Source organism: Litoribacter ruber, assembly GCF_018500185.1.
Taxonomy (GTDB): Bacteria; Bacteroidota; Bacteroidia; order Cytophagales; family Cyclobacteriaceae; genus Litoribacter; species Litoribacter ruber.
Window position 1 is genome coordinate 1 of the sequence record NZ_JAHBGI010000025.1, and the last position, 14,101, is coordinate 14,101.

A 14,101-nucleotide genomic window follows, 5' to 3' on the forward strand; every position below is an offset into this window, starting at 1 on the left:
TTGATTCTCCCGATCCGCTCCGCTACTCGGGACAAGTTCTGCGGTTATTTTTTCTTTGCGCTTCTTCAAAAACTTTGCGGTGAACCTTTTATTCTTTCTGTGCCTTTGTGTCCAATTTTTATTAAAGGGAGAATTAGCTTCGTGAGTGACCCCATTTCCTCCGCGTCCAGGCTCTGTGTAATCCGAGTAATCTGTGTTTTTTTCTGAGAAAATCTAACCGCAAAGACGCCAAGGGACGCAAAGCAATTTTTTTTTTCTTTGCGATTCTTCAAAAACTTTGCGGTGAACCTTTTATTCTCTCTGTACCTATGTGTTCAATTTTTATTAAAGGGGGAATTAGCTTCGTGAGTGACCCCATTTCTTCCGCGTCCAGGCTCTGTGTAATCCGAGTAATCTGTGTTTTTTTCTGAGAAAATCTAACCGCAAAGACGCCAAGGGACGCAAAGCAAATTTTTTTTCTTTGCGATTCTTCAAAAACTTTGCGGTTAAAAAATTTTATCTCTCTGTGCCTTTGATTCTCCCGATCCGCTCCGCTACTCGGGACAAGTTCTGCGGTTATTTTTTCTTTGCGCTTCTTCAAAAACTTTGCGGTGAACCTTTTATTCTTTCTGTGCCTTTGTGTCCAATTTTTATTAAAGGGAGAATTAGCTTCGTGAGTGACCCCATTTCCTCCGCGTCCAGGCTCTGTGTAATCCGAGTAATCTGTGTTTTTTTCTGAGAAAATCTAACCGCAAAGACGCCAAGGGACGCAAAGCAATTTTTTTTTTCTTTGCGATTCTTCAAAAACTTTGCGGTGAACCTTTTATTCTCTCTGTACCTATGTGTTCAATTTTTATTAAAGGGGGAATTAGCTTCGTGAGTGACCCCATTTCTTCCGCGTCCAGGCTCTGTGTAATCCGAGTAATCTGTGTTTTTTTCTGAGAAAATCTAACCGCAAAGACGCCAAGGGACGCAAAGCAAATTTTTTTTCTTTGCGATTCTTCAAAAACTTTGCGGTTAAAAAATTTTATCTCTCTGTGCCTTTGATTCTCCCGATCCGCTCCGCTACTCGGGACAAGTTCTGTGGTTATTTTTTCTTTGCGCTCCTTCAAAAACTTTGCGGTGAACCTTTTATTCTCTCTGTACCTTTCTGGCCAATTTTTATTAAAGGGGGAATTAGTTTCGTGAGTGACCCCTTTTCTTCCGCGTCCAGGCTCTGTGTAATCCGAGAAATCTGTGTTTTTTTCTGAGAAAATCTAACCGCAAAGACGCCAAGGGACGCAAAGCAAATTTTTTTTCTTTGCGATTCTTCAAAAACTGTGCGGTTAAAAAATTTTATCTCTCTGTGCCTTTGATTCTCCCGATCCGCTCCGCTACTCGGGACAAGTTCTGTGGTTATTTTTTCTTTGCGCTCCTTCAAAAACTTTGCGGTGAACCTTTTATTCTCTCTGTACCTTTGTGGCCAATTTTTATTAAAGGGGGAATTAGTTTCGTGAGTGACCCCATTTCTTCCGCGTCCAGGCTCTGTGTAATCCGAGTAATCTGTGTTTTTTTCTGAGAAAATCTAACCGCAAAGACGCCAAGGGACGCAAAGCAAATTTTTTTTTTCTTTGCGATTCTTCAAAAACTTTGCGGTTGAAAAATTTTATCTCTCTGTGCCTTTGATTCTCCCGATCCGCTCCGCTACTCGGGACAAGTCCTGTGGTTATTTTTTCTTCGCGCTTCTTCAAAAACTTTGCGGTGAACTTTTCATTCTCTCTGCACCTCTGAGTCTCTGCGGTTATTTTTTCAACATCAACCGCCTTTGGCTCAAATTTGGTGGTTTTACAATCCCAAAACCAACTAAGAAATGAAAAAGCTATTACTTTCCCTTTCCCTGCTTATGGCGCTATGCCTGCAGGCCAATGCCCAATACTCCCGCAACTCGGTAACCCTTGGCGTAGGTGCCGGCTTCGTGTACGGTGACAATGCGGGGGATTACAGTTCCCTTAACTTCCCTGTCCGCCCAGCGTTTACATTGGGCTATACCCAGGAATACAACGACCGCTTTGACTGGAGGGTTAGTTTGGGTACGCAGTCCGTATCCGGTAGGCTGGTAGACTATCCGGCCGATGATATAGCCCACTGGATCGAGGAACGCAATGCCTTGGACTTTTCCGGTCAGGCCTATTATGCGGATTTCATGCCTATTTACCATTTCACACCCTATGAAGGGCAGTTTGACTTTTACGGCGGCCTCGGACTGGGGTTGATGTTTGTCAACAGAACCGACCAGGTGCTTCCTTTTGGCCTCACCCCGGATATGTTGCGCGCCAACGACTATTCCTTGGAGTCCCAAAACCGCAACACCACCTCACTTTACTTTCCCATCCGCTTGGGCGTGACGATGAACCTTGAAAACAACTGGGCAATTGGCCTGGAACTAGGTTCCCTCATCGCGACCAGCCCCCGCATAGATGGCAACAACCAGCAATGGAACTCCATCCCCATCGACATGCTCCCGCAGGCGCAGCTAATCCTTCGGAAATACCTCCCCTGGACTGCCCGCGTGCAGCCGACCACCTTGCCGTAAGGCGTGTGGGTTTAGGAGTTTAGTCGGCCGTGGGCCTCGGTTAGTAGTTTAAAATAGGTTTAATGGTTGAAGTCCTGATAGCGCTGCGCGCATCAGGAGGGATTAAGGGATTAACGTTAATCCGTTAATCAGTTCCGCTGGCATCTAATGCAATTATGCCAGCGGGACGATAAACCATTAAACCACTTTTCCGTTGTGCGAATGTCTTCAGACTTCGCACCCTGAGTAGAGAGTCTCCGACTCTACTGAAGTTTAAAAATCCAACCGCAAAGATTGGAAGAAGCGCAAAGAGAAAAATAATCCCTCATTCCCCCTCAGCCAATCTTTTGAGCGCAGCTCTAAAGGAGGCTCCCGTAAATCAAAGCTCTGGAAAACCTACAGGGTCAAAATGGCTAAATAAACCTCCGTCCTAGAAATACCTGGTACATTGTACGTGGTACTTGGTACCCATAATCACCCTTCGTTCAATATTCCGTTAATTACCACCGCAAAGTTTCAAAGAAGCCCAAAGAGAAGAGATCTAATCCTTCAGTCCCCCTCAGCCAATCTTTTGAGCGCAGCTCTAAAGGAGGCGCCCGTAAATAAATGCGCTGGCAACCCGCAAACGCCAAAATGCCTACAAAAAAACCTAGGTCCGAAAAATACCTGGTACGTTGTACTTGGTACTCATAATCACCCTTATTTCAATATTCCGTTAATTACCACCGCCAAGTTTCAAAGAAGCCCACAGAGAAGAGATCTAATCCTTCAGTCCCCCTCAGCCAATCTTTTGAGCGCAGCTCTAAAGGAGGCTCCCGTAAATAAATGCGCTGGCAAACCGCAAACGCCAAAATGGCTACAAAAAAACCTAGGTCCTAAAAATACCTGGTACGTTGTACTTGGTACTTGGTACCCACATTTAATCTCTACCTTCCCGAAACCCTCCTGAATTTTACTTGCCGGCTGTAGGGACTTACTAACTACTACAGAGCAACAAGTGCTTCTGTTAATTCCTGCCGGTTATCCTTACGGAAGCTATTGGACCCCTTCAGGGTCCCTGGATGCAAGGTGCTTTATAATCCCGGGGTTGCCACCCCGGGTTACTGTTGTTCAAGCCCTCCAGGCTTGGGTGGAGAAATTGATTGAGAAAGTCTCCGACTCAGGTCTATTAACATCCGTGGTGCGAATGGTTTCAAACTTCGCACCCTGAGTAGAGAGTCTCCAACTCTACTGAAGTTTAAAAATCCCACCGCAAAGATTGGAAGAAGCGCAAAGAGAAAAATAATCCCTCATGTCCCCCTCAGCCAATCTTTTGAGCGCAGCTCTAAAGGAGGCTCCCCTAAGTAAATGCGCTGGCAAACCGCAAACGCCAAAATGGCTACAAAAAAACCTCCGTCCACCTAGAAATACCTGGTACGTTGTACTTGGTACCTGGTACTTTGTACCCCAATGATACCGCAAAGCACCAAAATTTTAGCACTAAAACTTTTTATTCCAAATCCATTATTCTATATTTAACCATCAAATTTTTTAGTGTAACATGGTTATCACAAAACAATCGTGCATATTTTTAGCCGGGCACAGAGGGATGGTGGGTTCGGCGGTGTTGAGGGCGCTCAAGGCACATGGGTATGAAAATATCCTTGCCAAGACCAGCAGCGAACTGGATCTCCGCAACCAGAATCAGGTCAACAGCTTTTTTCAGAAACATCAACCTTCAATTGTCATTGACGCCGCCGCACGGGTTGGGGGTATTTTGGCCAATAGGGATTATCCTTATCAGTTTCTGATGGAAAACATGCTCATCCAAAACAACCTGATCGACGCCTCCGTGCGACAGGGGGTGGAAAAGTTTATCTTTCTGGGTTCCTCCTGCATATACCCCAAGCATGCCCCACAACCCTTGAAAGAGGAATACCTGCTTACCGGGCCTTTGGAAGAAACCAATTCCTGGTATGCGCTTGCCAAAATAGCCGGGGTAAAGGCCTGCGAGGCCATCAGGAAACAATTCGGGAAGGAGTTCGTCAGCCTTATGCCCACAAACCTTTACGGTCCCCATGATAATTTCGATCTTCATACCTCCCACGTCCTTCCCGCCATGATCCGGAAGTTTCATGAGGCAAAGGAAGAGGGATCAGCTGTAGAATTATGGGGCACAGGCACTCCCATGCGAGAATTTCTGCATGTGGATGATATGGCCAGCGCGATCTTATTTGCGATGGAGAACACGCTTCCGGAATCTATTTATAATGTGGGTACTGGCAAGGACTTATCTATAAAAGACCTTGCCTCCATGATCCAGCGCATCACCGCCCACCACGGCCCCATCCACTTTGACCCCACCAAGCCGGATGGGACGCCAAGGAAATTGTTGGATGTGAGCAAGCTTATCAATGCGGGATGGAAAGCAAAAATAGGATTGGAGGAAGGGGTTAGGTTGACATATCAATGGTTCTTGGATCATCAAGAGGGGTATAAGGAGGTTAAACTGTAAAGTTTGAGGTTTTAGGCCTTCGGCCTTGTTTAAAGCTTATGGAATGAGGCTTTAAGGAAAAAAATATGGTGATGAATTTTTATAATGTTTTTAACTCATTTTTTTTTATCGTATGAAAAATAATTTTTATACATACTCCTTTGAGAAATTGGATGTTTACCAATTGGCAAGATCTTATAGGGTTGGGATTAAGAAACTTACATTAGGATTTCCTCCAGATGAAAAATTTGAACTTACTTCCCAAATTCGACGGTCTTCCTCTAGTATTGCCACAAATTTGGCAGAAGGATCAGGAAGAGCTTCAAACAGGGATCAGGCCCATTTTACAAATATCTCATATGCCAGCGCCTTAGAAACAGTCGACCATCTGATATATGCCAAGGATATGAACTATATATCTGATTGTCAATATGCTGGGTTACGGGAGGAGCTGGACATTATCATTAAGAAAATTAGCTCTTTATATAAATATCAGCTAAAAGCCCAAATAAACTTAAAAGAACGCATTTAGACTCATCCTTAACCCTTAAGCGTCCGCTTTAGCGGACAAATAAACCTTAAACATTTTTTCTATGAAAACTGCATTAATCACAGGAATCACAGGCCAAGACGGGGCCTATTTGGCTGAGTTACTTTTGGAGAAGGGCTATATGGTCCATGGGATAAAACGGAGGGCTTCGCTGATCAATACGGATCGCATCGACCACCTTTACCAGGATCCGCATGAACATGATCCCAGACTCATCCTCCACTATGGGGATATGACCGACTCGATGAACCTGACCAGAGTCATCCAGGAAACCCAGCCGGATGAGATCTATAATCTTGCCGCCATGAGCCATGTGAAGGTAAGTTTCGACATCCCGGAATACACCGCCAATGCCGATGGAATTGGCACCCTGCGGATCCTGGAAGCCGTCCGGCTTTTGGGCATGGAAAAGAAAACAAAAGTGTACCAAGCCTCGACTTCTGAACTCTATGGGTTGGTGCAGGCAGTTCCGCAAAGTGAGACCACTCCATTTTATCCCCGCTCCCCCTATGCGGTGGCAAAACTTTACGCCTATTGGATCACTGTCAATTATCGGGAAGCCTATGGGATGTTTGCCTGCAACGGCATACTCTTCAACCACGAGTCGCCTTTGAGAGGGGAAACATTTGTAACGAGAAAAATTACCAGGGCAGTTGCCCAGATAGCACTTGGACAACAGGAAACCCTATATATCGGGAATCTGGATGCCCAGCGGGATTGGGGGCATGCCAAGGATTATGTGGAAGCGATGTGGCTCATTCTGCAGCAGGAAGTGCCTGAGGATTTTGTGATTGCCACTGGCATCACGACCAAGGTTCGCGATTTTATCAACATGGCCTTTGCACATGTGGGCTTCCATCTCAGATGGGAAGGCACAGGGGTAGAAGAAATAGGAATTTTGGATCGTATTGATGAGCAACAATTTGCCTTTGCCACCGGCCTACCATTCGATCCTGTAAGCTTTAAACATTTAAACCATAAACTAGTAGAAGTGGACCCCCGCTATTTCCGCCCGACAGAGGTGGATCTGTTGATCGGCGACCCCACCAAGTCCCGCGAGCGCCTGGGCTGGCAACCCAAATACGACCTACCCAGCCTGGTCGAGGAAATGGTAATCTCTGATCTTGCCTGGTACAGGGATAATCTCCACTTGGTAAGCCAAAAGCCTCATTTTGAGGATTAGTGGGTTGGTAGTTTAGGAGGTTATGTCCCGATAACCGCTTCGCGGATCGGGAGTTTAGAAGTTTAGGGTACACTGAGAATAGGTTGAAGGGTTGAATTCCTGATGGTGCTGCGCACATCAGGGGGGATTAATGGTTTAACGTAAGCTACTTCCATCATTAATCCATTAATCAGACCCTGAGGAGATACAGCCAAGCTACCTCCTCAGGGTCGTTCAACCTTTAAACCACTTTAGCACAAGTAACCCGTCTCCCGTTTTGCGAATGTCTTCAGACTTTGCACTCCTAAGTGGATAGTCACCGACTCGGGTCATTAACCACCGCAAAGCTTTGAAGAAGCGCAAAGATAAAGCACCCTCAGCCCCCTACAGCCTATCTGTTGAGCGAAGCTCTAAAGGAGGCTCCCGAAAGTAAATCGCCGGCAAACCATATACGCCTAAATGGCTAAAAAAGACCTCCTGTCCTAGAAATACCTGGTACTTGGTACCTGGTACTTGGTACCTGGTACTTGATACCCCCTAAATACTTCCGCAACTTGCATTTCCCCCAAATAATACCTTACTTATTACCGTTATTTTATCGATTTGCAGTATGAATAAAGTTATTTGCATTTTATTATTGATGTTTATTTGGACTAACGAAGTTCAAGGTCAATTTTATCGGGATCATCTTTCCGTATCTGTGGGACCATCCATGATTTATGCGGATAATGGGGGAAATTATGCTGCTGGAGAGTTTAAGGTCAGGCCGAGCATGGGGATCACTTATAGCAAGCATGTGGCCGACCATTGGGATTTCCGGGCCACTGTGGGCATGCAGTGGATCAGCGCCAACCATCCCGACAATGAGGAAAATTTCACCAGGCTCCGCGGCCAGGCAGGCAACTTCCGTGGAATCGTTTATTATGCTGATGGCAGCCAGATTTATTATATCAACCCCAACATTGCCGGAAGAAGGCAGTACTGGGTGAATTACTATGTGGGGGTGGGTTTGGGAATCATGCACGCTGTGCGGGAAGAAGAAAGGCCTCAGCAGGAAACCATCCCCGGCCATCAGGACCCTACCGTCGTCGAGCGCCGCAGCAGCACCAATGCCTACATCCCCGTCCGCCTCGGCCTGACCACCAACCAGCAAACTCTCTGGGATTACGGCTTCGAGCTCACCGCCCTCCCCGCCACCGGCTCCAACATCGACGGCAACTACACCCGCAACAAACAATTAGGCATCGACATCCTTCTCCAAGCCAATTTTGTAGTAAAACGCTATTTACGAAGATAAATACGACATTTTCCAGCCGTCCCGAGGCGAAGCATCGGGACGATGTACGCGAACCCACCTTAGATGTCGCCGTTAAGCGACCTGCAGCCCCACCCGTGACTGGTTTAAAATAAAACAATGACAACCCCGACAACCGAGCCAGGAAGGCGAAGTTTACCTCCCGCGGGAGGCCGACCCACGGCGGGACAACCATGACAACCACGTAGCTCCCATTACAAACTTATCCCAACATTTGATCAGTTTGGTCTTTTTTTTGTACTACCGTAATTTGCTTTCCCAGCTATAGTCCAAATTTTTAGATCTATACTTATGAAATACCTAATCGCAATACTTTTCGTGTTTGCTTTGCATATCACTCCGGCAAACGCCCAACTCGACCTGCGGGATTATGTTGCCCTGGGGATTGGGCCTTCCATGATATATGGGGACAATACAGGTTCCTTGGCCAGCTTCAATTACCGATTCAGGCCATCCGCATCCTTGATGTATAATTACCAGCTGAGAAAAAGATGGGATGTAAGGGTAACTTCTGGTGTGCAAGTACTTGATGCCGGTGGTGTGGTAGATGATATTGATACCAGGGTTCAATGGGGAATTCAGGATCAGGCCTATAATTTTACAGGGCAGGCCTATTACGCTGATATCATGCCTCTTTACCAATTCAACCCGAACCGTGGTATGCATGATATGTACAATTATAAAGTCAATGTGTATGCTGGATTGGGTGTTGGGATTATGCACGTCCGCCGTCAGGATAACGTGTTGCTTAATCCAATTTTTATCGAAGAAACTGGCGAGTATTTTATCGGCGCCGATGAAGCCGTAAGCCGAAACACCACCACCCCATATATCCCATTACGAATTGGCGCTTCCTCTAATTTCCGCCGCAACTGGGATATCGGAGCAGAAATTACGCTAATGACCTCCTTCACGTCGGATATAGATGGCAACAATATTCGGGTTAAGGAAATCGAAAACGACATGTTGTTTCAATTCCAAATCATGGTCAGAAGATACATTGGCCGACATAATCCTTTCTACTGGGATTAAAGGATTAGTGGTTTAATGGATTTAACATAAGTCGTTGTGCGATTGTCTTCAGACTTCGCACTATTGAGTGTAGAGTCTCTGACTCGGGTAACGGGTACCATACCACCGCAAAGCTTTGAAGAAGCGCAAAGAGAAAAGTCTTATCCTTCAGTACCCGATAGCCCATCCGCTGGGCGCAGCCCATCGGGAGGCTCCCGTAAATAAAAACGCCGGCAAACCGCAACCGCCAAAACTGCCAAAAAAACCTCCGTCCTAGAATACCTGGTACGTGGTACTTGGTACCCTGACTCTTGCTGGAGCTCAGTCTGGTTCACGGTCCAAGCACTGCGCTCTGTGCACTGCACGCTGAGAAAGGAGTCCGCAATTGATGGAGTATTCACTTCAATGGTATCATCCTGCCATCTTCCCGTTACCCACGTTCATCCCGCGCAGTGCTCAGGGCTCCATGCGCAGTGCACATCCCGTGAGCTTTGTGCATGGTGCGCTGAAAAGGATTTCGCAATTGATGTAGTGTTCACTTTAATGGTGTAATCCTGCCATCTTCCCGCTAGTTTCCTTCATCCCGCGCAGTGCCCAGCGCTCCGTGCGCAGTGCACATCCCGTGAGCTTTGTGCATGGTGCGCTGAAAAGGATTTCGCAATTGATGTAGTGTTCACTTTAATGGTGTAATCCTGCCATCTTCCCGCAAGTTTCCTTCATCCCGCGCAGTGCCCAGCGCTCCGTGCGCAGTGCACGTACGTGAGCTCCGTGCACTGCGCGCGGAGAAAGGATTACGCAATTGATGGAGTGTTCACTTCGTTGCTGCAATCCTGCCATCTTCCCGTTACCCACTTTCATCCCGCGCAGTGCACAGAGCTCCGTGCGCAGTGCACATCCCTTGAGATCTGTCCATGGTGCGCTGAAAAGGATTTCGCAATTGATGTAGTGTTCACTTTAATGGTGTAATCCTGCCATCGTCCCGCAAGTTTCCTTCCTCCCGCGCAGTGCCCAGCGCTCCGTGCGCAGTGCACGTACTTGAGCTCCGTGCACTGCGCGCTGAGAAAGGATTCCGCAATTGATGGAGTGTTCACTTCTTTGCTGCAATCCTGCCATCTTCCCGTTACCCACTTTCATCCCGCGCAGTGCCCAGTGCTCAGTGCGCAGTTCCCGATAGCCCATCCGCTGAGCGCAGCTCATCGGGAGGCCCCCGTAAATAAAAACGCCGGCATACCGCAAACGCCAAAACTGCCAAAAAAACCTCCGTCCTAGAATACCTGGTACCCAAAATCCAATCTGGACATCAAAAGCTTAAACTAAAAATCTCACCTAATCGAACTTCGTTTCGTTTATTTCGTTTATATTTATATAACCCTTAGAATATGAATTCCCTTAACGACATCAAGAAGCCATCAAAGGATGAGCAAATGGTTGCATTGGAATCTTACAATGCACTCGCGTCAATGCTAAGCCAACTGAGATCCGATAATCCAGAGATAGAAATAGAGGAAACACAGAAAAAGATCAAAATTCCGATGGAAGCTCTAAAACTTTTTGCCAAGGTTTTGAAGGCAATGGGTCAGGGTAAGCCTATATCAATAGTGCCAATGGCTACTGAGTTGACTACCCAGGCAGCAGCAGAATTCCTAGGCTGTTCCAGGCCCCATTTCGTCAAACTTCTTGAGGAAGGTAAAATTCCATTTACCAAAATTGGAAAGCACAGGCGTGTGAAATTTGAAGATGTCGCCGAGTACAAGGCTGTTCAGAAAAAGAACCAAGAGGCTCTCCTCCAGGATATAATGAAATCCGACGAAGACCTGGGGCTGTATGATTCATAGTGTAAGGTTCACCTGTGTGTTGGATACCAATGTGATATATCCCATAGAAATAAGGGATATACTTTTCTGGTTTGCCCATTTTGACTTGTACACTCCCAAATGGAGTGAAAATAGATTCCTTCCATCTTCCAGCTTAAATAATTCAGACAAAGAAACTTTGAATTGAGCTCAGTAAGGCAATTCTTATCAGAAGATTATAACATTAACTATTGAATTTTCAAATCAGACTGGTTATATTTTGAAAAAAGGGAGGTATTGAAAAATATAATTGTAAAAAGTACAGATTGGGATTATCGAACAGGATATCAGTTATCAATCATAAGGAATTTTTTGAGAGAAAATTCGGCTGGGAAAAATTACTTAGATTTTTCAAATTTTAAATTTTGTCCGCCCTTATTATCGACCTATTTTTCTTGCCTAGTAGATAATAACCCTGGATTTGGGCATTACAGTAAGCCTCATTATAGTTATTGCCAAACCATAAATTTCTTGCAAGGCTATAGTCCTTCTTCAGCAGATGACTGGCAAAGATATCTAAATGGGTTTTCCAGTAAAAGTTATCTCCCCCTAATCAAATTTTCCACTGGTAAAAGTGAAGTAGAAACAATTACAAGGGATAATTTAATCAGTCATGTGTGTCAGATGATACGCCAAATTGCTAAGTTGCCTATGAATTATTACATTGCTATTAATTACTTGCTGTCAGAGTTGACGGATAATATTGTAGATCATTCTGGGCATGATTTTGGTTGGATTTCATTTCAGTATTATCCCTCAAAAGGCTTTTTGGATATTTCACTGGCAGATTCAGGGATAGGGGTTTTAAATTCTTATTTAGCCTATAGTGGAGAAAAAGACTATTCTCATGTTGCAACTCATTTAGATGCAATTGAAACGATGATCCGGGGAGGATCCACGAAAAGTTTAAAGGAAAGGGGGTTTGGAGTCCATACTTCTAGGGAAATGCTGGTCGATGGCCTGAATGGAACCTTTGTTTTTTTGAGTGGAAATGGTCTATTAATTAATTACAGGTTGGTTGATTTTGGAGTTGCTTCGCAAGGGGCATTGGCTTTTTTAAGAGTTCCTGTAGTGAACTTAAATGAAACTTTTAACATTTATGAATATACAGAGTAGTATAATTAGACTTATCTTTGTAATGCTATGAATAATCCATCAAATATCAGACTTTCTACTTTTTATGCTGATTCCATAAGTAACAGGGAGTCTATAAGGATCATTTTTGATAAGGTTAGTGAGGTAGATAACTTTTCTGTAGACTTTGAAAATATTGATTTTATTTCACGTGCCGCAGCTCATGAGCTTGCAGTTTACCTGGAAAGGTATCAAAATCGCGGTAAATCAATTTCATTATTGAACGTAGCCCCTTCAGTAAACCAAATGCTAGAGACTGTTGCTGAATCAAAGAAAGTTGATTATAAAAAAGCCACATTCATCGAAAGAATCAGTTTTAAAAACGAAAATGAGATGGAAGCTTATTTGCTTTCGATCTAAATCATTCTGCATTCTTAGCCCTGAGGGGGATTTCGCAATTGATGTGGGGTTCACCTCAATTGTGCATTCTTCTTCTTCCTTCATTCCATTCAGAGCAGCATGGATTGTTCACGTTCCAAGCGCTGAGCTCTGTGTACTGAGCCCTGAGAGGGATTCGGCAAATGATGTTGTGTTCACATCAAATGTTAATATCTACCATCTTCCCGCTACCCACTTTCATCCCGCGCAGTGCATTACTTTCAACCCTTGTCGTCGCTTTGCGCTAAACCTGCCTGGCGCAGACAGGCTCCTAAACCGTCTCGCTTGAGGCGGAGCCGAAAGCGGACTTAACCTCCCTAACCACCGTGGCAATTTCCCAGTGCTCAGTGCTCCGTGCGCAGTGCATATCCCGGAGCGTGGTCCCTGAGCGAAGTCGATGGGGAGTCGAAGGGCCAGCGTATTGTTGATCCCCCAACCTCAACTCAGAATTAATATGGTGCGTCCCTCTTGGACTTACAGCTCGGTAGGTGTTTGCTGCCCGCCGGTTGCCACCGGCGGTTATTATATCGGCCGCTCCTAGCGGAGCTGGGGCATACGGTTGTTCCAAGGCTGTGCCTTGGAACTGTGAAAGTAGAGGCTGTGCCTCCATTTTGACCCCCCCAGCCCTTTCGAACAGCGGAGAGGGGGGAATTAGTTAAAGGGTTGAAGTCTTGATAGCGCTGCGCACATCAGGGATTAATAGAATAACGTTAATCCCTTAATCAGTCCCGCTGGCATCTAATGCAATAATGCCAGCGGGACGATCAACCATTAAACCACTATTCCGTTGTGCGAATGTCTTCAGACTTCGAACTATTGAGTGTAGAGTCTCCGACTCGGGTCAATTACCACCGCAAAGCTTGGAAGAAGCGCAAAGAGAAAAATCTCATCCTTCAGTTCCCGATAGCCCTCCCGCTGGGCGCAGCCCAGCGGGAGGCTCCCGTAAATAAAAACGCCGGCAAACCGCAAACGCCAAAACTGCCAAAAAAACCTCCGTCCTAGAATACCTGGTACCTGGTACGTGGTACTTGATACCCTGACTCTTGCTGGAGCTCAGTCTGGTTAACGTTCCAAGCACTGCGCTCTGTGCACTGCACGCTGAGAAAGGATTCCGCAATTGATGGAGTATTCACTTCATTGGTATATTCCTGCCTTCTTCCCGTTACCCACTTTCATCCCGCGCAGGGCCCAGTGCTCAGCGCTCAGTGCACGTACGTGAGCTCGGTGCACTGAGCGCTGAGAGAGAATTCCGCAATTGATGGAGTATTCACTTCATTGGTATATTCCTGCCTTCTTCCCGTTACCCACTTTCATCCCGCGCAGTGCCCAGTGCTCAGCGCTCAGTGCACGTACGTGAGCTCCGTGCACTGAGCGCTGAGAGAGAATTCCGCAATTGATGGAGTATTCACTTCAATGGTATATCCTGCCATCTTCCCGTTACCCACTTTCATCCCGCGAAGTGCCCAGCGCTCAGTGCGCAGTGCGCGTACGTGAGCTCTGTGCACTGAGCGCTGAGAGAGAATTCCGCAATTGATGGAGTATTCACTTCAATGGTATAATCCTGCCATCTTCCCGTTACCCACTTTCATCCCGCGCAGTGCCCAGCGCTCCATGCGCAGTGCACGTACGTGAGCTCCGTGCACTGAGCGCTGAAAGAGAATTCCGCAATTGATGGACTGTTCACTTCAAGGGTAT

The 14,101-nt window shown here is 46.0% G+C and carries 11 protein-coding genes; 10 read left to right on the forward strand and 1 reads right to left on the reverse strand.

The features are described 5' to 3' along the window. Positions 1–268: 268 nt before the first annotated feature. Positions 269–580: a hypothetical protein gene (locus tag KIH41_RS17525; protein WP_214163269.1), complete on the reverse strand. Its 312-nt coding sequence runs from the start codon at positions 578–580 to the stop codon at positions 269–271. A 1,248-nt stretch (positions 581–1,828) separates the two neighbouring features. Between KIH41_RS17525 and KIH41_RS17530 the strand changes: the two genes are divergently transcribed. The 10 genes from KIH41_RS17530 to KIH41_RS17575 all read left to right on the forward strand — a co-directional run bounded on the left by KIH41_RS17530 (position 1,829) and on the right by KIH41_RS17575 (position 12,388). Then, entirely contained in the window at positions 1,829–2,551 is a 723-nt protein-coding gene (locus tag KIH41_RS17530; protein WP_213946840.1) for an outer membrane beta-barrel protein, read from the forward strand. A 1,519-nt stretch (positions 2,552–4,070) separates the two neighbouring features. Next, complete coding sequence (locus tag KIH41_RS17535) at positions 4,071–5,024, forward strand: GDP-L-fucose synthase family protein (protein WP_246539217.1); 954 nt, start codon at positions 4,071–4,073, stop codon at positions 5,022–5,024. 112 nt (positions 5,025–5,136) lie between these two features. Further along, positions 5,137–5,535 carry a four helix bundle protein gene (locus KIH41_RS17540; RefSeq protein ID WP_213946841.1) on the forward strand — a complete coding sequence of 133 codons (399 nt, stop codon included), beginning with the start codon at positions 5,137–5,139 and terminating at the stop codon, positions 5,533–5,535. Positions 5,536–5,596: 61 nt separating this feature from the next. Beyond that, positions 5,597–6,736, forward strand: coding sequence for a GDP-mannose 4,6-dehydratase (gene gmd, locus KIH41_RS17545; protein WP_214163270.1), 1,140 nt, complete (start codon positions 5,597–5,599; stop codon positions 6,734–6,736). Positions 6,737–7,325: 589 nt separating this feature from the next. After that, the gene (locus KIH41_RS17550; protein ID WP_214163271.1) at positions 7,326–8,012 is read left to right on the forward strand and encodes a hypothetical protein; all 687 of its coding nucleotides are present in this window, start codon (positions 7,326–7,328) and stop codon (positions 8,010–8,012) included. A 309-nt stretch (positions 8,013–8,321) separates the two neighbouring features. Further along, on the forward strand, positions 8,322–9,062 hold the full coding sequence (locus KIH41_RS17555; protein WP_213946844.1) for an outer membrane beta-barrel protein: 741 nt from the start codon (positions 8,322–8,324) through the stop codon (positions 9,060–9,062). A 1,358-nt stretch (positions 9,063–10,420) separates the two neighbouring features. Then, entirely contained in the window at positions 10,421–10,876 is a 456-nt protein-coding gene (locus KIH41_RS17560; RefSeq protein WP_214163272.1) for a helix-turn-helix domain-containing protein, read from the forward strand. Then, the gene (locus KIH41_RS17565) at positions 10,866–11,042 is read left to right on the forward strand and encodes a hypothetical protein (protein ID WP_246539218.1); all 177 of its coding nucleotides are present in this window, start codon (positions 10,866–10,868) and stop codon (positions 11,040–11,042) included. Before KIH41_RS17560 ends, KIH41_RS17565 begins: the two co-directional genes overlap by 11 nt. An 89-nt stretch (positions 11,043–11,131) precedes the next feature. Further along, complete coding sequence (locus KIH41_RS17570; protein ID WP_214163273.1) at positions 11,132–12,010, forward strand: ATP-binding protein; 879 nt, start codon at positions 11,132–11,134, stop codon at positions 12,008–12,010. 27 nt (positions 12,011–12,037) lie between these two features. Continuing rightward, positions 12,038–12,388 (forward strand): STAS domain-containing protein, encoded by a 351-nt coding sequence (locus KIH41_RS17575; RefSeq protein WP_213944205.1) that lies wholly within the window; start codon positions 12,038–12,040, stop codon positions 12,386–12,388. The last annotated feature ends 1,713 nt before the right edge of the window (positions 12,389–14,101 follow it).

Coding starts and splice junctions, on each gene's coding strand:
- KIH41_RS17530 (WP_213946840.1), top strand. CDS start 1,829: ATGAAAAAGCTATTACTTTCCCTTTCCCTGCTTATGGCGCTATGCCTG.
- KIH41_RS17535 (WP_246539217.1), top strand. CDS start 4,071: ATGGTTATCACAAAACAATCGTGCATATTTTTAGCCGGGCACAGAGGG.
- KIH41_RS17540 (WP_213946841.1), top strand. CDS start 5,137: ATGAAAAATAATTTTTATACATACTCCTTTGAGAAATTGGATGTTTAC.
- gmd (WP_214163270.1), top strand. CDS start 5,597: ATGAAAACTGCATTAATCACAGGAATCACAGGCCAAGACGGGGCCTAT.
- KIH41_RS17550 (WP_214163271.1), top strand. CDS start 7,326: ATGAATAAAGTTATTTGCATTTTATTATTGATGTTTATTTGGACTAAC.
- KIH41_RS17555 (WP_213946844.1), top strand. CDS start 8,322: ATGAAATACCTAATCGCAATACTTTTCGTGTTTGCTTTGCATATCACT.
- KIH41_RS17560 (WP_214163272.1), top strand. CDS start 10,421: ATGAATTCCCTTAACGACATCAAGAAGCCATCAAAGGATGAGCAAATG.
- KIH41_RS17565 (WP_246539218.1), top strand. CDS start 10,866: ATGATTCATAGTGTAAGGTTCACCTGTGTGTTGGATACCAATGTGATA.
- KIH41_RS17575 (WP_213944205.1), top strand. CDS start 12,038: ATGAATAATCCATCAAATATCAGACTTTCTACTTTTTATGCTGATTCC.